15 protein-coding genes and 2 pseudogenes are annotated in these 21,720 nt (G+C 60.5%); 5 read left to right on the forward strand and 12 right to left on the reverse strand.

Translation table 11 applies throughout. The annotated features are described in order from the left end of the window. Positions 1–147 precede the first annotated feature (147 nt). Positions 148–2,991: a cation-translocating P-type ATPase gene (locus P9A16_RS17595; protein WP_278025781.1), complete on the forward strand. Its 2,844-nt coding sequence runs from the start codon at positions 148–150 to the stop codon at positions 2,989–2,991. Positions 2,992–3,009: 18 nt separating this feature from the next. Here P9A16_RS17595 and P9A16_RS17600 read toward each other — a convergent pair whose 3' ends face one another. From P9A16_RS17600 to gltS, 12 genes and pseudogenes are all read right to left on the reverse strand, one after another. Next, the gene (locus P9A16_RS17600) at positions 3,010–3,768 is read right to left on the reverse strand and encodes a universal stress protein (protein WP_336620611.1); all 759 of its coding nucleotides are present in this window, start codon (positions 3,766–3,768) and stop codon (positions 3,010–3,012) included. A gap of 120 nt (positions 3,769–3,888) precedes the next feature. Continuing rightward, positions 3,889–4,248 carry a hypothetical protein gene (locus P9A16_RS17605; RefSeq protein ID WP_077548366.1) on the reverse strand — a complete coding sequence of 120 codons (360 nt, stop codon included), beginning with the start codon at positions 4,246–4,248 and terminating at the stop codon, positions 3,889–3,891. A gap of 122 nt (positions 4,249–4,370) precedes the next feature. Further along, positions 4,371–5,276, reverse strand: a complete 906-nt coding sequence (gene arcC, locus P9A16_RS17610) for a carbamate kinase (RefSeq protein ID WP_112585273.1) — start codon at positions 5,274–5,276, stop codon at positions 4,371–4,373. A gap of 1 nt (position 5,277) precedes the next feature. Further along, complete coding sequence (gene argF / locus P9A16_RS17615) at positions 5,278–6,279, reverse strand: ornithine carbamoyltransferase (protein WP_077548368.1); 1,002 nt, start codon at positions 6,277–6,279, stop codon at positions 5,278–5,280. A gap of 12 nt (positions 6,280–6,291) precedes the next feature. Next, positions 6,292–7,518: an arginine deiminase gene (arcA, locus tag P9A16_RS17620; RefSeq protein WP_077548369.1), complete on the reverse strand. Its 1,227-nt coding sequence runs from the start codon at positions 7,516–7,518 to the stop codon at positions 6,292–6,294. Positions 7,519–7,530: 12 nt separating this feature from the next. Next, complete coding sequence (locus P9A16_RS17625; RefSeq protein ID WP_077548370.1) at positions 7,531–8,961, reverse strand: YfcC family protein; 1,431 nt, start codon at positions 8,959–8,961, stop codon at positions 7,531–7,533. 369 nt (positions 8,962–9,330) lie between these two features. Further along, positions 9,331–9,972, reverse strand: a complete 642-nt coding sequence (locus P9A16_RS17630; protein ID WP_077548371.1) for a CBS domain-containing protein — start codon at positions 9,970–9,972, stop codon at positions 9,331–9,333. Between the two features lie 33 nt (positions 9,973–10,005). Further along, a pseudogene (adhP, locus tag P9A16_RS17635) lies at positions 10,006–11,033 on the reverse strand (alcohol dehydrogenase AdhP). A gap of 89 nt (positions 11,034–11,122) precedes the next feature. Further along, positions 11,123–12,235, reverse strand: a complete 1,113-nt coding sequence (locus tag P9A16_RS17640) for an ABC transporter permease (protein ID WP_077548372.1) — start codon at positions 12,233–12,235, stop codon at positions 11,123–11,125. A gap of 3 nt (positions 12,236–12,238) precedes the next feature. Further along, positions 12,239–15,025 (reverse strand): ribosome-associated ATPase/putative transporter RbbA, encoded by a 2,787-nt coding sequence (gene rbbA / locus P9A16_RS17645; RefSeq protein WP_278025782.1) that lies wholly within the window; start codon positions 15,023–15,025, stop codon positions 12,239–12,241. After that, positions 15,022–16,089 (reverse strand): HlyD family secretion protein, encoded by a 1,068-nt coding sequence (locus tag P9A16_RS17650; protein ID WP_077548374.1) that lies wholly within the window; start codon positions 16,087–16,089, stop codon positions 15,022–15,024. The genes rbbA and P9A16_RS17650 overlap by 4 nt, the downstream gene beginning before the upstream one ends. 552 nt (positions 16,090–16,641) lie before the next feature. Then, positions 16,642–17,838 (reverse strand): annotated as a pseudogene (gene gltS / locus P9A16_RS17655) (sodium/glutamate symporter). A 177-nt stretch (positions 17,839–18,015) separates the two neighbouring features. Between gltS and P9A16_RS17660 the strand changes: the two are divergent. From P9A16_RS17660 to P9A16_RS17675, 4 genes are all read left to right on the forward strand, one after another. Next, on the forward strand, positions 18,016–18,684 hold the full coding sequence (locus tag P9A16_RS17660; protein WP_278025783.1) for a TetR/AcrR family transcriptional regulator: 669 nt from the start codon (positions 18,016–18,018) through the stop codon (positions 18,682–18,684). Between the two features lie 175 nt (positions 18,685–18,859). Continuing rightward, positions 18,860–20,275 (forward strand): bifunctional enoyl-CoA hydratase/phosphate acetyltransferase, encoded by a 1,416-nt coding sequence (locus P9A16_RS17665; RefSeq protein ID WP_112585275.1) that lies wholly within the window; start codon positions 18,860–18,862, stop codon positions 20,273–20,275. Beyond that, positions 20,272–21,447 (forward strand): acetate/propionate family kinase, encoded by a 1,176-nt coding sequence (locus P9A16_RS17670; RefSeq protein WP_077548378.1) that lies wholly within the window; start codon positions 20,272–20,274, stop codon positions 21,445–21,447. Before P9A16_RS17665 ends, P9A16_RS17670 begins: the two co-directional genes overlap by 4 nt. A gap of 3 nt (positions 21,448–21,450) precedes the next feature. Next, entirely contained in the window at positions 21,451–21,630 is a 180-nt protein-coding gene (locus P9A16_RS17675; protein WP_077548379.1) for a hypothetical protein, read from the forward strand. Positions 21,631–21,720: the final 90 nt, after the last annotated feature.

Raw genomic sequence — 21,720 nt, forward strand, 5'->3', positions numbered from 1 at the left:
GAATGTTCGGGCAAGTGGACTTCGAAAAACTTGCGGAGCGGTATTCCGCCTGACTTTTCACGCGCCTTTGGCTGCTCTCCCAATCGCCGCCGGGCTTATCCTCGGCCATTCGTGGGATGCTCACAGATCGCTGGAAAGGAATGCCGGATGAAGGGCGATGCAAATCCAGTTGGAGCCGTAATCCCGGCGCCGACCGACTATTCGCAAAATGCTGCTGCGCATGTCGTAGACGTTCTTGCCAGCCATGCCGAGCGCGGTCTGACGAAAGCGGAAGCCGCGCGGCGGCTTGCGGAATATGGCCACAACCGATTGCGGGCAGCCAAGGCGATCCCGGTCTGGCGACGCGTGCTCGCGCAATTTCAGGATCCACTGGTCTATCTGCTGCTCGGAGCGATTATCATAGCGTTGGCGGCCTGGGTCATAGAAGGCCGCCACGGCTGGCCGATCGATGCGGTCGTCATCGCCATGGTGGTTCTGGCCAATGCCATCCTCGGCTTTGTGCAGGACGCCAAGGCGGCTAATGCCGTCGCCGCGCTGGCGCGGATGACAGCCGCGAACACCTCCGTTCTGCGCGACGGCGAGCGAATCCGCATTCCCAGCGCGGATCTCGTGCCAGGCGACATCATGCTGCTCGAGGAAGGAGACGCCGTCGGCGCCGATGGTCGGTTAATCAGCGCCGCAAGCCTTAGAATTCAGGAAGCCTCGCTGACCGGCGAAAGCGAGGCTGTCCTCAAGGATGCGGCCATGCTGCGTAAGCCTGCGCCGCTGGCCGAGCGGTTCTGCATGGTGTTCAAAGGCACGGCGGTCGTACAGGGAACCGCACGCGCCATCGTCACGGCGACAGGGATGCGGACCGAGATCGGCGCGATCGCTCAAATGCTCGACGCCAGTAAGGAAGATATCAGCCCCTTGCAGAAGGAAGTCGCGAGAGTTGGCCGCGCGCTCGGCGCTGCGGTGATCGCGATCGCTCTCATTGTCGTTGCGACTGTGCTGCTCGTCTCCGACATCGATGGCCCATCGGACGTCATTTCCGTTCTGCTGATGGGGGTCTCGCTGGCGGTAGCAGCGGTCCCCGAAGGATTTCCCGCCATCCTGTCGCTGGTGCTTGCACTTGGCGTCCAACGCATGGCGACCCGCAAGGCGGTGGTCAAGGCGCTCTCGTCCGTGGAGACACTCGGTTCGGCTTCGATCATCTGCTCCGACAAAACCGGAACGCTGACGCGGTCGGAGATGACGATCGAGCGCATTATGACAGCATCGGGTGGCACCCGTGTCAGCGGTGTGGGCTATGCGCCTTTCGGCGATCTGAAGGTTGACGACGGTAAGGCTCCTAGCGCGGCCATGCGCGCCGAGCAGATCGTCGTCCTGAGCGGTGGCAGCCTGGCAGGCAATGCCGCTCTGAATCAAGGGCAGGCGGGAGTTTGGGAGATCCAGGGCGACCCGACCGAAGCCGCGTTCCTTGTCGCCGAGCGCAAGCTCGGCATCGACGAGCGCCGCAAGCGCCGCTTCGAACGCATCGCCGAGATCCCCTTCAGCTCGGACCGCAAGATGATGTCGACGGTCGAGCGCGACCATGAACATGGCGGCGCGCGTGTCCTGATTGCGAAAGGCGCGCCGGATGTTCTGATGACCCGTTGCACGCATGTGCGGGTCGGCATGGACGTGGTCCCCTTCGACGCCGTGCAGCGTGCGCGCGCCACCGCTGACGTCGACCGGTTGTCCGACGAGGCCCTGCGAACTCTCGCAGTCGCTTATCGTCCGATGGCCGACACCGAAGGCATCGAGCACGGCGAGGGTCTGGAGCATGATCTGATCTTCGTGGGGACCGTCGGGATCATCGATCCGCCCCGGAAGGAGGCGGCGGTCGCCATATCGCAGGCCCGGCGCGCCGGGATCCGCGTCATCATGATCACCGGCGACCATCCGCGCACCGCATCGCGCATAGCCGGGCTGCTGGGAATCGTCGATCATGGCGCGCGGGCACTGACGGGTGCCGAGCTCGACGCCATGGACGAGGCCGCCTTCGCTGCTGCAGTCCGCACGACTTCCGTCTATGCCCGCGTGGCGCCCGTGCACAAGCTGCGTATCGTCGATACCCTTCAGGCCGACGGCAATGTGGTGGCGATGACGGGGGACGGCGTCAACGACGCGCCCGCGCTGAAGGCCGCCGATATCGGCGTCGCCATGGGGATCACCGGAACCGAGGTGACGAAGGAGGCGGCGAGGATGATCCTGGCCGACGACAATTTCGCAACCATCGTCGAGGCTGTGCGTGAAGGACGCGGGATCTTCGACAATATCCGGAAATTCCTGCGCTACTTGCTATCGTCCAACATCGGAGAGGTGCTGACCGTCTTTCTCGGCGTCGTCGGAGCCGGCGTGATTGGATTGACCGACGTCGGGGGCGGGGGACTGGTGCTGCCTTTGCTGGCGACCCAGATCCTCTGGATCAATCTGATAACCGATTCCGGTCCTGCTCTTGCAATGGGGATCGACCCGCAGGACGACGGTGCCATGGCGCGTCCGCCCCGCAGACCCGACGAGCATGCGATCGATGCCCGGATGTGGCGAAGCGTTGCCGGAACCGGCCTGGTGATGGCGCTGGCGACGCTGCTGACGATCGACCTCTATCTGCCCGGCGGACTGATAGAAGGCTTGCAGAACCTGGAGCGGGCGCGCACAGCGGGGTTCACGGTGCTGGTGTTCGCTCAGCTGTTCAACTGCTTCAACGCCCGATCGGAATTCAAGAGCGCGTTCAGCCATCTGTTTTCCAACAAATGGCTTTGGGCGGCCGTCGGCCTGTCTGTGGTCCTACAGATCGCCGTCGTCAATCTGAGCTTCCTCAACACCGCCTTCGGAACGCTGCCACTGTCGCTGGATCAATGGTTGTTCTGTGTGGCGATGAGCAGCAGCGTTCTTTGGTTCAGCGAAATCCGCAAGTGGATCAGCCGCCGGTACCATCCGTCTGGCCCGAATGCCGTTACCGCCTGATTGATATGGCTTCTGGTTTCAGTTTTGCGCATGACTTGGAACTATCAGGATATCGCACTGAACTTCATGAAGAATTTGCCCTGCGACACTCTCCACAAACAAGTTCATGATGGCATGCCTCCCATCTGTCCCGGCCACGACCAGACCAATGTCGTTCTCATCGACGTAGACGGCCAGCTGGCGCGCAGGATCGCCCTCGAACGTGACGATTTGAATGTTGTGAACTCCATGGTCGTGCTTGAATTGCTCTGATAAGTTTCTGATCTGCTTGACGGCATCTTTCGATAATTGCCTACTGTAGGCTTCCTTGTCGCCAACCCAGTTTTTGAATGGGGGCTCAAACGCATGGAAAACAACGAGGCTTTCGGGTTGAAAGAACCTGACAGCCGTTTCGAACACTCCCGACGCTGCAGGCGACAGGTCGATTGCGGCGACAATACGGTCGCGTGTGTCGTCTGGCTTCTTTTTCACCACAAGCACAGGCAGTCCGCTCTCCCGTAGAAGTGACGTCGTCGTGCTCCCCAGCAACGACCGACCGTCAACTTCGTTTCGCGATATACCCGTGACAATCAGATCAGTCTTGTCCCATAAAGCTATTTCGTTAATCTCGACAATGGGACGACCTCGTCTCACGACGACCGCACTGTTGAGCCCCTCAATAGCCGAAAGCTCCTCACGCAGGAGGGTGGAGCTGTGCGCAACGGCGCGGGGAAGGGACTGCGTTTCCGGCTGTTCGAGAGCCCCATCGTCGCTTTCGATGACATGGATCACAGTCAGCCGGGCCTGTCACTGAAGAGCCAACTGAATGGCGCGAACCTGTGCCCGATCACATTGGGCCGAGAAATCCGTTGCGAAAATGATATGCTTCGGATGGCGGTGCTTCATAATCTTCCTCAGCTACAGTCCGCGAACAGCTCGCCCTTCACCATCAATCGGCTGGTGTGCAGGAATGGGAGCCTGCGCACCAGCACGAATGCGCGAAGGCCGGAAAGTCTTGCTCGGCCTGTCCTCGATCAAAACGAAACCCTCCGAGGCGTGCAGCCATTCCTCTATCATCAGTTCGACAACTTCGTCGCGCGAGAGGGCAAGAACGTCCGCCACGGCATCGACAGCCTTGGCGAGCTCATGATCGAACGTGACTTCGCCGGTGTTCCAGGCATGAGCGGCGGCAATGAACAAAGCGTCCCGCATTTCCCGCGGCACCACCAGCGCAACCGCCTGGTCCAATCCGATTACCGTTTGTCCAGTGTTCGACACCTTACTTCTCCTCGCGACCTATGCGTCAGCACCTGAGTTCAAACACCTTTTTATGAGCGACGGAGAACCTGCCAAAACCTCCCCTGAAAATTGGTTGGGCGCTTGTCTGAAAAACCCCTCGTCTACAGCTTGACCAATGTGCCCTGGCGCCCCTCGAGAATCCCACGCGCATCTTCAAGCCGGCCAATACCCGCGAGCCCGCCCGTGTTTGCAAAGGCGCACGCCGCCTCCACTTTTGGCCGCATGGATCCGGCAGCAAAAACACCGCTGTCCAATTCGGCGGGCGCAGCTTTCCTGATCGGTCGCGACACCGCTGTGCCCCAGCCCTGGTAGACGGCATCAACGTCGGTGAGCATCAGGAAAGCGTCAGCGCCGAGCGCATTGGCGAGCAACCCGGCCGCTCTGTCCTTGTCTATGACGGCCTCAAGGCCATGAAGCATGCCATTCTCGTCACGCGCCACGGGGATGCCGCCGCCGCCGGCGCAGATGACCGTGACGCCGGCGTCCACGAGCAGCCGGATCGTCTCGATCTGAGTGATGCGCGCGGGTAGCGGGGAGGGCACGACCCGCCGCCATCGTCCTTGCGCTTCCTCCACCATCGGCCAGCCATGCGCCTTCTTCGCCTTGGCCGCCTCTTCCTGATTATAGACCGGCCCTATCGGTTTTTCCGGCCCTGCGAAGGCTGGATCGTCCCGGTTCACCTCGATCTGGGTCAGCAGTGTCGCGATCCTCGATCCCGCAGGCATGGCATTGGTCAACTCCTGCTCGACGAGATAGCCTATCATGCCGACGCTTTCCGCCCCGAGAATATCGAGAGGATAAGGATCGACATCCGCAAATGCCGCCGCCTGGAGCGCCAGAAGTCCGACCTGTGGCCCGTTTCCGTGCGCGACGATAATATCGTGATCTCGCGCCAGATCCGCGAGCGCGATCGCCGCCTTGTGAACATTTGCGCGTTGGACGTCGGCGGTCATCGGCTCGCCGCGCTTGAGCAGCGCGTTGCCTCCCAGTGCTACCACTATCCTCATGTCAGGACCCCAGCGTGGCGACAAGCAAGGCCTTGATCGTGTGCATCCGGTTTTCGGCCTGGTCGAAGACGATGGAGGCTTCCGATTCAAAGACCTCTTCGGTCACTTCCATGCTGTCGATGCCATATTGCCGGAAGATCTTCTCGCCGATCTCGGTCTCGCGATTGTGGAAGGCGGGCAGGCAGTGCATGAACTTCGCATGCGGATTGCCAGTCGTCGCCATGATCTCGGCGGTGACGCGATAGGGCGTGAGCAGTTCGATGCGCTCTTTCCAGACCGAATCCGGTTCGCCCATGGACACCCAGACATCGGTATAGACGAAATCGCAGCCGTTGACGGCTTCGGCAGGGTCTTCGGTGAGGGTGATCTTCGCACCTGTCCTGGCTGCGATCTCCCGGCACGACAGCACCAGATCGTCCTCGGGCCAGCAGGCCTTTGGCGCGCCAAGGCGCACATCCATGCCGATCTGCGCCGCACCCGCCAGCAGCGAGTTGCCCATGTTGTTTCCTGCATCACCAAGGAAGGCAAAACTGATCTGCGACAGGTGTTTGCGTGTATATTCCCGCATGGTCAGGAAATCAGCGAGAATCTGCGTTGGGTGAAACTCGTCGGTCAGTCCATTATAAACCGGTACGCCGGCATAGGCCGCCAGCGTTTCGGCCTGTTCCTGCCCGAAGCCGCGATACTCGATGCCGTCATACATGCGGCCGAGGACCCGTGCAGTGTCCTTCATCGATTCCTTCTTGCCGATCTGAGTGCCGGTCGGGCCAAGATAGGTGACATGGGCGCCCTGGTCATAAGCGGCCACCTCGAAGCCTGTTCGGGTACGCGTCGAATCCTTCTCGAAGATCAACGCGATGTTCTTGCCTTTTAGGCGCTGCTCCTCGTAACCGCCATATTTCGCCTGCTTGAGCGAGGCTGACAGCTTGAGCAGGAACCGGATTTCATCGGGCGTGAAGTCGAGCAGTTTCAGGACGCTGCGACCTTTCAGGTTAACGGGCATGACAAACCTCCTTCAAACTGGATCGCGGACGAGCGGGCAAGTCATGCAATGACCGCCGCCACGCCCCCGGCCGAGCTCGGCACCCGGTACGGTGATCACTTCGACGCCCGCCTTGCGTAGTTGCGTGTTGGTATAGGTGTTGCGGTCGTAGGCGACGACGACGCCGGGTTCGAGTGCTACGACGTTGTTGCCGTCATCCCATTGCTCGCGCTCGGCCACATAAGCGTCGCCACCCGTCTCGACCACGCGCAACTGTTTCAGTCCCAGCACCTCGGCGGCGACCTCGACGAGTGGTCGCTCCTCCTTGCGCACATCGATCTTGCCTTCGCTCTCTCCCGGGCGAATGGAGTAGGGCTCAATCTTGTGCGCCACGTCTGCAAAGAGCGTCACGAGATCCCGGTCGCAGAAGCTGAAAACAGTATCGAGGTGCATGGACGCTCGCTCGATCGGCAGTTTGCAGGCGATCACTCTTTCCGCCCCACCCTGCGCGAACAGGGAGCGCGCAAGCTGACCGACCGCCTGCGGTGTGGTGCGCTCGCCCATGCCGACGAGAACGGTTCCCTTGCCGACTGGCATGACGTCGCCGCCTTCCAGCGTGGCGAGGCCGTGGTCCTTGTCGGGATCCCCCCACCATACCGGGAAGCCGGCATCGCAGAAATCCGGATGGTAGCGGTAGATGGCAGCGATGTTGACGGTTTCGAGCTTGCGCGCGTTCCAGCGCATCGGATTGAGCGTGACGCCACCATAAATCCAGCAGGTCGTGTCGCGCGTGAACAGGTGATTGGGCAGCGGCGGCAGGATGAAGTCCTCCGGACGCAAGGTCTCCGAGAGCAGGCCGCCGCTCTTGATCGGCAACTCCGCCTTACTCAGGCCGCCCATCAGGATCAGGGAAAGAGCGTCAGCCTCGATCGCCATCAGATGCGCCCTCAAATCGTCGGCGAAACCAACGCCTACGGTGTCGTCCGTGACGCGTCGTTCAAGGAGCCATCGGCGCGCCTCCGGGATCTGCAGCGTCTCCGCCAGCATCTCCCGAAGGAACACCACTTCGACACCGCGATGACGCATGGCGTCGACAAAGGTCAGGTGCTCGACCCGGGCCTGCTTGACCCAGATGACGTCGTCAAAAAGCAATTCATGGCAATTGGAAGGGGTCAGGCGGGCCAGTGCTGCGCCAGGCCGGTGGACCAGAACACGTCGAAGCTTTCCGACCTCCGAGTGAACGCCATAGGTGAGGGTCATTGGAAATCTCCTTTATGCAATGACGGTGGCGACGCTGAGGCTCGCCATGATGATGACGGTGAGGATCACCAGCAGGGGCCACATGAAGCGCAACCACCGCTCGTAGGGCACGCGGCCGATGGCGAGCGCTCCCATGACGACCGCGAAGGTGGGGTTGATGAGATTCACCACGCCGTTTGCCGACTGATAGGCGGTCACGACGTGGTCACGGCCGACACCGGCAAAATCTGCGACCGGCGCCATGATCGGCATGGACAGAACCGCAAGACCGGATGACGACGGCACGAAGAACGACATCAGCACCTGAAGCCAGTACATCACGTTGATGAAGGCGACCTTGCCCAGGCCCGCGACCGCCCCTTCTGCCCAGTGCAGGATCGTATCGGTGATCTTGCCGGCATCCATGATGACGACGATGCCGCGCGCCAGGCCGATGATCAGGGCGACACCGAGAAGGTCACGAGCTCCATTGACGAAAGCATCCGTGAAATTCTTCTCACCCGTTCGGGCTATGAGGCCGACCACAATGGCGGACGCGAGGAACAGGCCACTCATTTCGCCCATCCACCAGCCGCCCTTGAGCACTCCCCACACCATCACGACAAAGGTGAGAGCGAAGAGGGCAAGCACCAGCTTGTGGGTCGTGGTGAACTCGGCTCCATCATGATGCGTGCTGAGGAAATGTCTCTCGTTGTCAGCCTTCATGTCGTAGACCAGCGATCTGGTGGGATCGAGCCGAACCCTTTCCGCATAGCGCATCACATAAGCAACGCAGGCGAGCCAGCTGAGGCCAAGGATGACGATACGCAGCACGAGCCCTTGGGTGAACGGCACGCCGGCAGCATCCGAAGCGATGACAGTGGCGAACGCATTGACGGTCGAGCCGAGAACGCCGACGCCCGCACCCAGCAGGATGATGGCAACGGCAGTTACTGCGTCATAGCGCGCCGCGATCATGATCGGGATCAGAAGCATATAGAAGGCGAGCGTTTCCTCGGCCATGCCGTAGGTGGTGCCGCCGAAGGCGAACAATGCCATCAGGAATGGGATCATCCATTTCTCACGGCCCTTCAGACCTCTCATGGCCCGCTCGATGCCCGCATTGATCGCGCCGGTGGCGGTCACGACCCCGATGAACCCGCCGATCACCAAGACGAACAGAGCGACGTCGATGGCGTTTGCCGTGCCGGCCGCGGGATCGTAGAACCCGCGGATCGGCGCCATGAAGACCTCAACGATTCCCTGGGGCGCCGAATCTGTGATAGCATATGTTCCCGCAACGGGAACCTCTTTGTTCAAGGCAGCGTTCTGGACGCGCGTATACTGACCGGCTGGAACGATCCATGTCAGCGCCGCGACCAGAATGATCAGGCCGAACAGGATGGTGAAGGCTGTCGGAAACCGGAAGCTGCCTTCCTTGGATGCGTCTGTATCAATGCTCATTTACCCCCTCCAGGGAAATACCGAAATCTGCAATGAATTTCGCGCGCTCCGCTGCAAGTATCGTCATGCAACGAGAGGCATCATCGCGCTTTGACGGCTGGCGATGAGACAATTGGCCAATTATTAGGCTGATTGATCGCAGGGAGTCAACAGCTGATGACCATCAACATCGATTTGGTGCGATCTTGCCTTTCTGCTGGGAGCCCCTGGTGCGTTTAGTGAAAGCTTTCGCCGGCCAATCCAGTAGAACAGACCCTGCGGGTGTGTTCGGGCACGCCTCGTTTTCTTGAGATATTTCTTAGTCGGTGCGGATTACCGCGCGCCGGTTTCCAGGTGTGGGTAAACAACGACCTCGGCACCTCAGGCCGCTTACTGGGAAAAACTCGCACCCGGAATTCCCTCCACGACGCATTGCACAGCGCGCAGTTGAAGCTCCGTCAAGTCCGCTCTCACAACCGTCACCGTTCCCTCACTGACATCGACCTGAAGTAGCTCAGGGCCGAAGCCGAGGTCGTTGCGGATGCGCGCCGACGCTGCAACCCTGATGCCTTCATCTCCCCGCGCAATCTGTTCGATTCCGGAAAAGGATGTCGCCTTGAGGAGATCGCGGCGGCTGACGATACCCACAACCGCACCATCCGAGATCACGGGAAGCCGTTTGACGTTGAAGGTGAGCATCGCTTGCGCCACCTTGATCAACGGCGTGCCGGGTTCCACGGTCCTGACCTTGGCTGTCATGACGTCGCCGACGCGCCAGCTGTTGGAATGAATGTAGTTTGCGAGATCCTGCTCATCGGTCATCGGTTGGTCCTGCCGGTCGAGCAAGGCCGTTCCGATCTCCCTGCGGGACATCAGATCGCCCTCGGTAATGATCCCGACAAGGTTGCCATCACTGTCCGTCACCGGCAGACCGCTGACACCTCGCTCCAGCATCCGGGAAATGGCATGACGCACGTGAGCATCAACACTGATCGTGGCAACATCGCGCGTCATGATGTCAGACGTAATCATACTCACCTCCTTTAGGCCCGGCACCGAGTGCGGTCAGGCCGTCATCGCCGCCATGTCAAGAACCATCCTGCCCTCGATCCGGCCGGCCTTCAGGTCATCGAATATCCGGTTGATGTCGTCGAGGGCGCAGCGGTGACATGCGCCTTGACCTTGCCCTCGGCAAAAAAGGCGATGGCCTCGTCGAGATCCTGGCGCGTGCCGACGATTGAGCCACGCACCGTTATCCGCTTCAAGACGACGTCGAAGATAGGGGTCGCGAATTCACCGGGGGGCAATCCCACCAGGGCGACCGTACCTTTTCGCCGAACGAGTTGGGGTGCCTGCGAGAACGCTGGCGGCGATACGGCTGTGACGAGCACGCCATGCGCTCCGCCGCCTGTTGTTTCAAGGGCTTCGGCGACCGCGTCGGATGACCGCGCGTCGAGAGCCAGATCAGCACCCGTTTGCTTGGCCAAAGCGAGCTTTCCAGGCGACACGTCGAGCGCAACGACCTTCAACCCCATGGCTTTCGCATACTGGATCGCAACCTGTCCCAGTCCGCCGATGCCCGAGATCGCCACCCACTGGCCGGGGCGCACTTCGGTTTCCTTGAGGCCCTTGTATGTCGTGACCCCGGCGCACAGAATGGGCGCGACCGCTTTAAAATCAACGTTGTCAGGCAGTCTTGCTGCGAACGCGGCGTTGGCGATCGCGTATTCCGCGAAGCCTCCATCGCAGCTGTAGCCGGTATTGTGCTGATGCTCGCAAAGCGTCTCCCAGCCCGTTTCGCAGTGTTCGCAACGCATACACGCATCGTGGAGCCAGGCGATGCCGACGGCATCGCCGATCTCAAAATCCGTGACGCCCGGGCCGATGGCAGCAACCGTGCCGGCGACTTCGTGGCCGGGAATGAAGGGCGGCGATGGCTTGACCGGCCAGTCGCCGGAAGCAGCATGCAGGTCCGTATGGCAGACGCCGCACGCCATGACCTTAACCAGCAGTTCCCCGGGGCCCGGCACTGGAATCGGGACGCTTACGATGGTCGTCGGTTTCCCAAATTCATGAACGACCGCAGCTTTCATCAGTTCTTGCATGGTCATTATCTCCTGATCCGGATTTATAGTTGTTACCCTTCGATCGAGCGGTTTGGTCCGTTGCACGGTACCCGCTCCTATCGTAGGAAGCTTCGGAAGCGGCGCAGCGCGAATACGAACAGTGCCGCCCCGATCAAAACGAGCGTCAGCAACTGCGGCCACACCACATCGAGGCCCGCCCCGCGAAACAGGATCGACTGGGCGAGGATGACGAAATGTGTGTTCGGCGCGGCCATCATGATGTCCTGGATGACCTGAGGCATGCTCTCGCGGGGCGTGACGCCGCCTGACAGGACCTGCAACGGCAGCAGGACGAGCATCAGCAACAGGCCGAACTGCGGCATGGACCCGGCGATCGTCGCAAGGAAGATCCCCATGCATGTCGTGGCGATGAGCTGTAGCGCCGCCCCTGCCAGAAAAAGGCCGACAGAGCCTTGAATGGGAACCTGAAGGACGCCCTGCACGACGAACACGATCGAGACAGCGGAAGCAACGAGAACGACAAGCCCCATCGACCAGATCTTGCTGAGCATGATCTCGGTCGGCGTCACCGGCATCACCAGCAGATGCTCGATCGTCCCGTGCTCGCGCTCGCGGATGAGGGCCGCGCCGGTGAGGACGATCGACAGCATGGTGATGGACGAGATCACGTTGGTAATGGCGCCGAACCAGCCCTTGTTGAGTTCCTGGTTGAAGCGGGACCGCAGCGCCAGATCGACAGGAACCTCTGTGCCACCCCTGTACCGGTTGAGATATTCGCTGACTTCACTGGAGACGATGGACTGGATGTATCCGCCGCCGCTGAAGGCCTGCGACATGCGGGTGGCGTCAACGTTAAGCTGGATGGTAGGCGCTCTGCCGGCGAGCAGATCGCGCTGGAAATTGGGTGGAATGTTGAGGGCGAAAGTATCGATACCGGCGTCCATGCGACTGTCCATCTCATGTTGCGATATGAGCTTCGGGATCGAAAAATACGGCGGGTAGAACGCGGTCAGGATGCGGAAGGAAACCGGCGACTGGTCCTCATCGACGACGGCGATAGCCGCCTTGTTGAGTGTCTCGGGCATTGAAGTCGATGCCGTGTAGATCGACAGGGTGAAGGCATAGAGGATCAGGACGACGAGCATGGGGTCACGGGCGAGACCGCGCAGCTCCTTGACGCCGAGTTGGGCGATGTTGGCCAAGCGCATGGATCACCCCGCCTGTTTCTTGAGAAGTGCCGCCCCGCAGCAAAGAAGAACCGGGACGGCGATTAAAAGTGGAATGAAGGAGGCGGCGAGATCCTTGAACTCGAGAGCCTTCGAGAACGTGCCACGCACGATGGTGACAAAATAGGTCGTCGGATAAATCTGGCCGATATAGGCGCCCGCACCTTGAAGCGAGGAGACCGGATCGATCATCCCCGAATACTGCACGGCCGGAATGAGGGTTAGCAGCGCTGTGCCAAAAATTGCCGCGATCTGGCTGTTCATGAAGGTGGAAATCAGCAGTCCGAGCCCGGTTGCAGCCGTGACGTAGAGCAGCGCGGCACCCGTCAGCGTCAGGAAGCTGCCAGTCAGCGGCACCTGGAAGACGAAGATTGCGAATGCCGTCAGCATGAAGAAGTTGAGCATGGCAAGCGCGATGTAAGGGATCTGCTTGCCGAGCAGGAATTCGATCCTCGTCACCGGCGTCACATAGAAATTGATGATGGAGCCGAGCTCCTTCTCGCGCACCACGCTCAGAACCGCGAGCATAGCCGGGATCATCATCAGCAACAGCGGTATGACCGCCGGCACCATCGCCTTGAGGCTCTCGACACTCGGATTGTAGCGGTATCGAAGGGCGATCTGGAAATTGCCGATCGTTGCTGCGTCACCATAGAGTTCACGCGCCTTTTGGGTGAGCCATGTCTGATGCATGCCCTGCACGTAGCCTCGTACGGTCTCGGCTCTCGAAGGCATGGCGCCGTCGATCCAGGCACCAATCTCGACATTGGTGCCACGTGCGACATCGCGCCCGAAGCCTGGAGGGATTTCCAATGCGAGGCTGAGTTCGCCGTTACGCATGCGACGGTCCAGATCGTTGTAATCGACAATCGGCGCCTTTTCCGTGAAATAGCGCGATCCGGCGATCTGAAGCGTGTAATCGCGGCTGATCGTCGTGTCGTCCCGATCGAGCACAGCAAAGGACAGGTTCTCGATATCCATGTTGATGCCGAAACCGATGACGAACATCAAAATGACGCTGCCGAGGATAGCCAGCGTCGCGCGGATCGGATCCCTGCGGAGTTCGAGCGACTCGCGTCGTGTATAGGCCAGCATACGGCGCAGATTGAAACTGGAGCTGGCGGATGAGGCCGGCGGGGGCGCAGCGGCTTCATCCGCCTCTTCACGCTGCGTGAGTGGGGCGGACGCAGGTGAAGCCTGTTCGCCGATGGCCTCCTCCAGATAGGAAATGAAGGCTTCCTCCAGCGTCTTGGCTGAACGTGTCTCGATGATGCCGCGCGGTGTGTCGCTGACGAGCACCTTGCCGGCATGCATGAGCGAGATACGGTCGCAAAGCTCGGCTTCGTTCATGAAATGGGTCGAAACGAAGATGGTCACGCCATCTTTGCGCGACAGGTCGGAGAGGATCTGCCAGAACCCGTCGCGCGCCACCGGATCGACGCCCGAGGTGGGTTCGTCAAGGATCAGAATGTCAGGCGCATGGATCATGGCGACCGCGAGCGACAATCGCTGCCGTATCCCGAGTGGCAGCGCATCCGGCAAGGCATCCATGATTTCGGTAAGATCGAAGCGTTCCGCCATCTCCGCAATGCGCGCTGGAATTTTCTCAGCCGGCAGGTTGAACAGCCTGGCGTGCAAGTCGAGGTTCTGGCGGACCGTAAGCTCGGTGTAGAGCGAGAAGGCCTGGCTCATATAGCCGACCTTGCGCCTGACCTCGATATCCTTCGGATCGACCTCTTGGCCGAACAGCTTCGCCGTTCCCTCTGTTGCCGCCAGCAGGCCGGTCAGCATCTTCATCGTCGTGGTCTTGCCGCAACCATTCGAGCCGAGAAAGCCGAATATCTCTCCGCGCGGGATCTGGAAACTAACGTTATCGACTGCGGTGAAGTCGCCGAACCGCATGGTCAGATGTTCGGCCTCGATAGCGAAGTCCGTCTGGGATTCATCGGATTGTGGCGGTATGACGACCTCGCGATGGCCGCGGCGACGTTCTTCCGGGAGCAGGGCGACGAAGGCTGCGTCGAGGTTCGCGGCTCCGGTGCGCGCGAGCAGTTCATTAGGTGTGCCTGTTGCGAGTATCTTGGCGTCATCCATCGCGACCAGCCAGTCGAAGCGCTGGGCTTCCTCCATATAGGCGGTGGCGACGACCACGCTCATCGACGGGCGGTCGCGGCGGATATCGTCGATCAATTCCCAGAACTGGCGGCGCGACAACGGGTCGACACCGGTGGTCGGCTCGTCGAGGATGAGCAGATCGGGGTCATGGATCAGAGCGCAGCAAAGCCCGACCTTCTGCTTCATGCCGCCGGACAGTTTGCCGGCCGGTCGATCAGGAAAGGGGGCGAGGCCCGTGCGCTTTAGCAAATCGTCGATGCGCATTTCTCGCTCGCGTTTGTCCTGACCGAAAAGGCGCGCAAAAAACTCGATGTTCTCGAACACCGATAACGTCGGGTAGAGATTCTTGCCCAGCCCCTGCGGCATGTAAGCGATCTGCGGGCAGATCCGGTCTCGGTGCTTCTTGTCAGCGATGTCGCCGCCCAGGACTTCGATATGGCCGTCCTGAATCTTATGAGCGCCGGCAACCAGGCTGAGCAGGCTGGATTTTCCCACACCGTCGGGACCGATCAATCCGACCATTATCCCGGCGGGAATATCGAGAGAGATCGCGTCGAGCGCGCGCGTCTTGCCATAGGACAGACTAACATCCGCGATCTTCACAACCGCAGGAGCGGGCTCTCGCGCATTTTGCTCTCCTGGCAACGAACCGCTCATTTCACCAGCGCCTCGTTAAGATGAGCAGGCCATTCGGCATCCTGCGCGATGCGGACATAGGCCATGCCGGGAAGCCCTGTCTTGACGTATTGGATATGCTCGCGGAGCAGTTCAGGCGCGATCTTCGCCCTGATGCGGAACATCAGCTTCTGGCGCTCTTCCTCGGTCTCGACGGTTTTTGGCGTGAACTGCGCGACGTCCGCCACGAAGCTCGCTTTGGCTGGGATGACATATTGGGGCGCGGCATCGAGAACCAGACGCACATCCGATCCTAACGGAATGCGGCCCGCCTGCTCTGTGGGCAGGAAGAAGGTCATATAGACATCGCTCAGATCGACGATGTTGAGGACCCGACCTCCAGCCGACAGCACTTCACCCGGCTGGGCTACGCGGTATTGCACGCGTCCTTCGCGGGGTGATCTCAGCGTGCTGTCGTTGATATCAGCAACAATGCTTTCAATAGCAGCCTGGGCGGCCACGACGGACGCCTCGGCATCGACGATCTGGGCCTTGGCGGCGCCGATTGCTGCCTCTGAAGCGGAAAGGGACGCCTTTGAGGCCGCGACGGCGGCGCGGGCTCTCTGTGCGGATGCGCGGTCGTCGTCAAACGTCTGCTGCGATGTCGTGTTGGTGCGGATCAATTGCTCGGTGCGCGCAAGTTTGCGTTCCGCGGCATCCTGTTCGGCTTCCCGCTGGCCGATCACCGCGGCGGCAGCCTCACGTTCCGCTTCACGCTGGGACAGAAGGCTTCGGGCGGTATCGACGCTGATGGCGGCGCGCTGCAGTGACGCTTCGGCCTGCTTTCGCTGCGCTTCAAGCTGTTGCGTATCCATGACGGCGAGGACCTGGCCGGCCGTCACGAACGCGCCTTCATCGACCAGGATCTCCTTGATGCGTCCCGCGGTCTTGGTGGAAATGTCGATTTCGGTCGCTTCGATGCGGCCGTTTCCGCCGGCAATCCCGGCCGGCAGACCGGATGGGTCGTAAATGCGCAATGCGTAATAACCACCGGCAACGACAGCAATGACGACGACGCCAATGATCCAGTTCTTCAGCGATTTCATGAGCGGACTTCCCCTTTCGCGGTTGCATAAGCGAGCTGGGCTTGGACGCGGAAACGATCTGATGTCAGGGTGCAGAGGGTCATTGTCATGGTGAGGAGCCTGCCTTGGTGGCGCAAACCCGCCGTTGGGCGGACGCGAGACGTCACGGCTGCCCAACCGGCTTGCTGATGAAAGTTCGATCTGATGCGGTCACTTGAAAATTCTGGAAATCCGGCAGAAGCGAAGCGTGACCGCCATCCGTCGTCAAAGCAGGTCTTGAACCTGATTTTTCTCGTGTAAGCGAGGCGTATACTTTGGAAAGCCGCCGCGAAAGGCGGTTTTGTTGGAGCGTTCTTCATTGCCCACCTGAGTGTTTGCGTGAAGAACTGCTATTTGCCCCAGTATCATCAGCGCGTGATTTGAAATTCAGAACATATCATCACCTGATGACAGGCATGTCAATGGTCAAGGCTGTAATACCACGGCGTGCCGGTTGCCGGCTTCGTATCTCGTCGGGTGACGACACCGTGAACCATGTCGTCGCTGCAGCCATGACGAAACGAAACGGTTTCATCAGCCGACGAAAGCCGAGATGATTAAGGCATTGACGATATCAATGAAGAAGCCGCATACCAGAGGCACAACGACAAAGGCGCGATGCGACGCGCCATGTTGCTGGGTGACCGCAGTCATGTTGGCGATCGCGGTCGCCGTCGACCCGAGAGCTATCCCGCCGAAGCCGGCTGATATCACCACGGCCTCGTAGTCGCGTCCCATAAGACGGAATACGACGACGATCGTGAAGATGATCGCGAGTGCGATTTGAACGGCCAGGGCGCAGGCAACGAATATGAAGACGCCGTTGAGCTGCCAGAGCTGAAGGCCCATCAATGCCATCGTCAGAAAAAGGCCGAGCGCAAGGTCTGATATCAGAGCAAGGCCGTCATCCACGCCGGGCCATAGTCTGAGCACCCTGGAACTGACAGCAATCGGCATGAGGTTCCGGATGACGATCCCGGCCATGAGGCAGCTTACGAAGCCTGGAAGATTGAGACCGGTGAGAGCGAGAATGTGACTGATGCCGAGACCGAGAATCAGAGCCAGGTTCAGGGCGAGGAGCGCCCAAAGGACTCAGAAATAATCCAGCCCGGATTGCCGGCCATCATTGGAAGCGCCTATGTCGAGTTCCGCGGAATGGGTAGGGACGACGCTATGGCGCTTGATCAGGTAAGCAGCGACCGGGCCGCCGATCATGCAAGCTGCGATCAATCCGATGGTGTTGGCCGCGACGCCAAGTTCCATAGCATTCGGGATGCCAAGCCTTTCGATGAAAATTGGCGCCCAGGCGAGCGTCGTACCGATCCCGCCCGTCAGCGAAATTGATCCCACCATCAGTCCGGCCCTCGCTTCAAGGCCGAAGACCGTGGCCATGCCCACGCCGGTGAGATTTTGAATGAGGATGAAGGCGATTGCGAGCGAGAGCAGAATGGCTAGCGGGCGACCGCCTGCAAGCAATGTCTTGACATCCGCCTTCAATCCGACACCGGCAAAGAATAGCAGTAAAAGGAAGTCACGCATCTGGAGATCGAAAGTGATCCGTCTATCGAACGCCGCATAGAAGAGAGCGACGACGACCGTGCAGAGAAGTCCTCCAACCACGGGTTCCGGAATGGAGTATTTTCGCAGGAGCGGCGTCTTCACGGTGACGATCTTGCCCACCAACAAAAGCGTGATAGCAATGGTGAATGTGTAGAAAGCATCGATTTCCATCTTGACCTGACATTGGACGCGAAGTGATAGACGGCGTTGCGACGCTTGGATCGTTACTGCCGAACAGGATTGCTATGAATCGGATCCCCGCCAAGTAATTCGGCGTGAGTACTCCGAGTTTGCAGGAATGGAACGAACAGACCATTCCAGCGTTAGCCAAAGGGAAGTCATCCGCTGTTGACTAACCACACTTATGCCGATAAACCTTTCAACCGTCAATCTGGAGAGATTATGCCCAACAGACTTATCCGCCCGGTCGTGGAAGACACAACGCGTGACCGCATCCTCAAGGCCGCGATCCTGCGCTTCTCCTCACATTCCTACGAAGAGACAGGGCTTCGTGACATTGCCTCCGATGTCGGCGTCGACATGGCTTACGTGCATCGATCCTTCGGGTCGAAGGAGAAGCTTTTCCGGGAGGCCGTCAGGGCGATGCTTCGCCCGGAGGTCTGGCTGGTCGGAGAGGCGAGCGAGTTGCATATGACACTGGCAAAGGACGTCCTCGCCGACAAGGGCGCCAACGAGATCCGGCCATTCGACATCCTCGCTCGATCCTTTTCCAGCCCCGAAGCTGCGCGGGTCTTTCGTGAGCTCATCGACGAAGGCTTCGTCAAGCCGTTCGCGTCCAAATGTCAGCTCGTGTCCGAGCCGCGCGCGTCAATGATCGCCGCTCTCCTGGCCGGTGTCAGCATCCTTCGTGACGTTATCGGCACGTCAGCCCTCCAGAAGAGCGGCAAGGATCACGAACTCGCGATCCTGATATCCCAGGTCGTCGAGTTTCTTATGAACGATGACAAGGAATGCCAGACAACAGCAACCCTACCGATCAGTCGGGAGCGACAATGAATGATTTGAGCAGGTTGGACGTTGAGGCAACGCAAATCTCTGACAAAACTTTGGGCACAGAGGTCTATCGCACCATCGATCGGACGCGCGAGGCGCTGAGGGCACGGATGACTGGAGGGTCTCCCTCCCATCGCGGCTTCGCCCGGCACCTATGTGTTCCAGAAGTGAGGGCGCGATGGCGGACAATTTGCTGAGAAACCATACCTTCGCCGATCTCAAGGTCGGCGATACCGCGAGCCTCACCCGTGTTGCTGGGCGTAACGATATCGATCTGCTGACTGCCATGGCTGGCGGGAGTTGGCCGGCTTCTTGCGATGCGGCGCCAGAAGCGACGACGCTCTTCAACGAGATCGTCGCCAACGGCCTCTGGACCGGAGCGCTCGTTTCGCTCGTCCTCGGCACAAGATTCCCGGGGCCCGGGACGATCTATCTCGGGCAGGACTTCCGCTTCGTGAAACCCGTCGCCGCAGGCGACACGATCACGGCAAGCGTGAAGGTGAGGCAGAAGAACACCGAAACGCGCATGGTCGCGCTGGAAACGACTTGCTTCAATCAAAAAGGTGAGCTTGTTTTGACCGGGACGGCGACAGTTCTTGCACCCGAACAATCCATCGAATGGACCGAGGCTGCTTCCATCTCTGGCTCCACGGCCTCGGCATCTGCGAGCCGGTACGAATCCTTCGTCGCGGAAGCGCGCAGCCTGCCCCCGGTGCGGGCCGCTGTCGTTCACCCCTGTTCTGCCGGCGCGATCCTGGCCGCAGTCGAGGTTCGCCAGCAGGGCCTGTTCGAGCCGCTGCTGGTCGGACCGGTCGCGAAGATCCGTGCTGCTGCTGATGCTGCGAAGGTCGATCTTGGTGATATGGCAATCGAAGATGTTGCCCATAGCCACGCGGCGGCCGCACGCGCGGTGGAGCTTGCTGTCGCTGGTGAGGTCGCGGTTCTTGTCAAGGGCAGCCTGCATACCGATGAACTTCTGGGCGCTGTCATCGCGACCGGTTCCGGGTTGAGAACCGAACGGCGCATCAGCCATGTCTTCGCGCTCGATGTCCCGGCTTACGACAAGCCGCTGATCGTTACCGATGCGGCGATCAACATCCAGCCGACGCTCGATCAGAAACGCGATATCTGCCAGAACGCCATCGATCTTCTCCGGGCGCTTGGCGTCGAGGAGCCGCGCGTTGCCGTGCTCGCAGCCGTCGAGACCGTCAATGCGAAGATGCCGTCGACCTTGGATGCCGCGGCGCTGACGGTAATGGCGGCGCGTGGCCAGATCACCGGCGGGCGCGTCGATGGCCCACTTGCATTCGACAATGCGATCAATATCGAGGCGGCGAGGACAAAAGGGATCGTCTCGCCGGTTGCGGGCGAGGCCGATGTTCTGCTCGTGCCGGACCTGGAGGCGGGCAATATGCTTGCCAAGCAACTGATCTATTTCGCGGGGGCGACGGCGGCCGGGATCGTGCTCGGCGCTCGCGTGCCGATCGTGCTGACCAGCCGCTCGGATCCGCTTTCGGCGCGCATCGCCTCGGCAACGCTCGCAAGGCTCCTCGTCGCTCGCAACCAGGCGCCGCAAACCGGAGCAACGCCATGAGCGAGCAACTGCTTGTCACCTTCAACGCCGGCTCGTCCACGGTCAAGATCGGCCTCTTTACCCGTTCCGAAGGTGCGCTCACACGCATCGGCAAGGGTATGATCGACTTTCGCAAGACGCCGTTGCGCTTCGAGCTTTCCGAGGGGCCGGATCGCTTCGACATCGAACTGGAAGCCGAAGCCGCGGAGGAATTGGACGATGTCTTGAGCGAGGCCTTCGGCCGCCTCTCGTGGCATTACGACATGTCCGGCGTCATGGCGATCGGCCACCGTATCGTGCACGGCGGCGATCTGTTCGATGGTGCCGTCCTGATCGATGATCGGCTGATGGCGCAGATGGAGGCGCTCGTACCGCTTGCACCGCTGCATCAGCCCCAGGCGCTGCGCCTCATCCGTGCGATCACGCGCCTCCGACCGGAGCTCAGGCAGACCGCCTCTTTCGACACTGCCTTCCATCGCACCATGTCCGAGGTCGCGCGACGCTTCGCATTGCCAAGGGCGCTCCACGAGGAAGGCATCAAACGTTATGGCTTTCACGGGCTTTCCTATCGATCGATAGCGGGGGAACTGGCCCGCAACTGGCCGGAGCATGCGGCGGGCAAGGTCGTCGTCGCCCATCTGGGGTCCGGTGCCAGCCTCTGCGCCATGTGCAACGGTGCCAGCCGCGACACCAGCATGGGGTTTTCGACGCTCGACGGTGTGCCGATGGCAACACGCTGCGGAGCGCTCGACGCCGGAGTGGTGCTGCATCTGGCAAGATCCGGTCGCGATCTCAGCGACATCGAGGACCTCCTCTATCACCAGTCGGGTCTACTGGGGGTCTCCGGCATCAGTGCTGACAGCCGCGCGCTTCTGGAAAGTGAAGAGCCGGAAGCGAAGGAAGCGATCGAACTGTTCTGCTTCAGTGTCGCAGGTGAAGTCTCGCGACTTGCCTCGACGCTCGGCGGGCTCGACGCGTTGGTGTTCACGGCCGGTATCGGCGAGCACCAGCCGGCGATCAGGGCCGATATCTGCACCCGCCTGATGTGGCTCGGCATCGATCTCGACCCGGCCGCGAACGCTGAGAACCGGACAGTCATCAGCAGCCCGGCAAGCCGCCTCGCCGTGCTCGTGATCCCAACCGACGAGGAACAGGTGATCGCTGCCGAAGCCTCAAGCGTTCTGGGAGGCTGATTAATGACTGCGACTATCGGTCTGTCCGGAATACGTGGCCTTGTGGTCGGCATCGCCAACGAAGCGTCGATTGCTGCCGGCTGCGCGGCCGAGGGCTTTGCATTGGCCATGGATGTGTCCTGCCATTCCTTCATCCGGATGGCGCGGCTCGCAGCTCCCCGGTTCGGTTGTCTACGCCGATAACGGGTTCCACATCACGGCCTGGCCGGATGGGACAATCTGGTGCCCCGAAAATACTGACGCCGCCTTTAGCGGCGGCAGGCCTGAACGCTG

It is taken from the genome of Shinella sp. 838, from assembly GCF_029623935.1.
GTDB lineage: Bacteria > Pseudomonadota > Alphaproteobacteria > Rhizobiales > Rhizobiaceae > Shinella.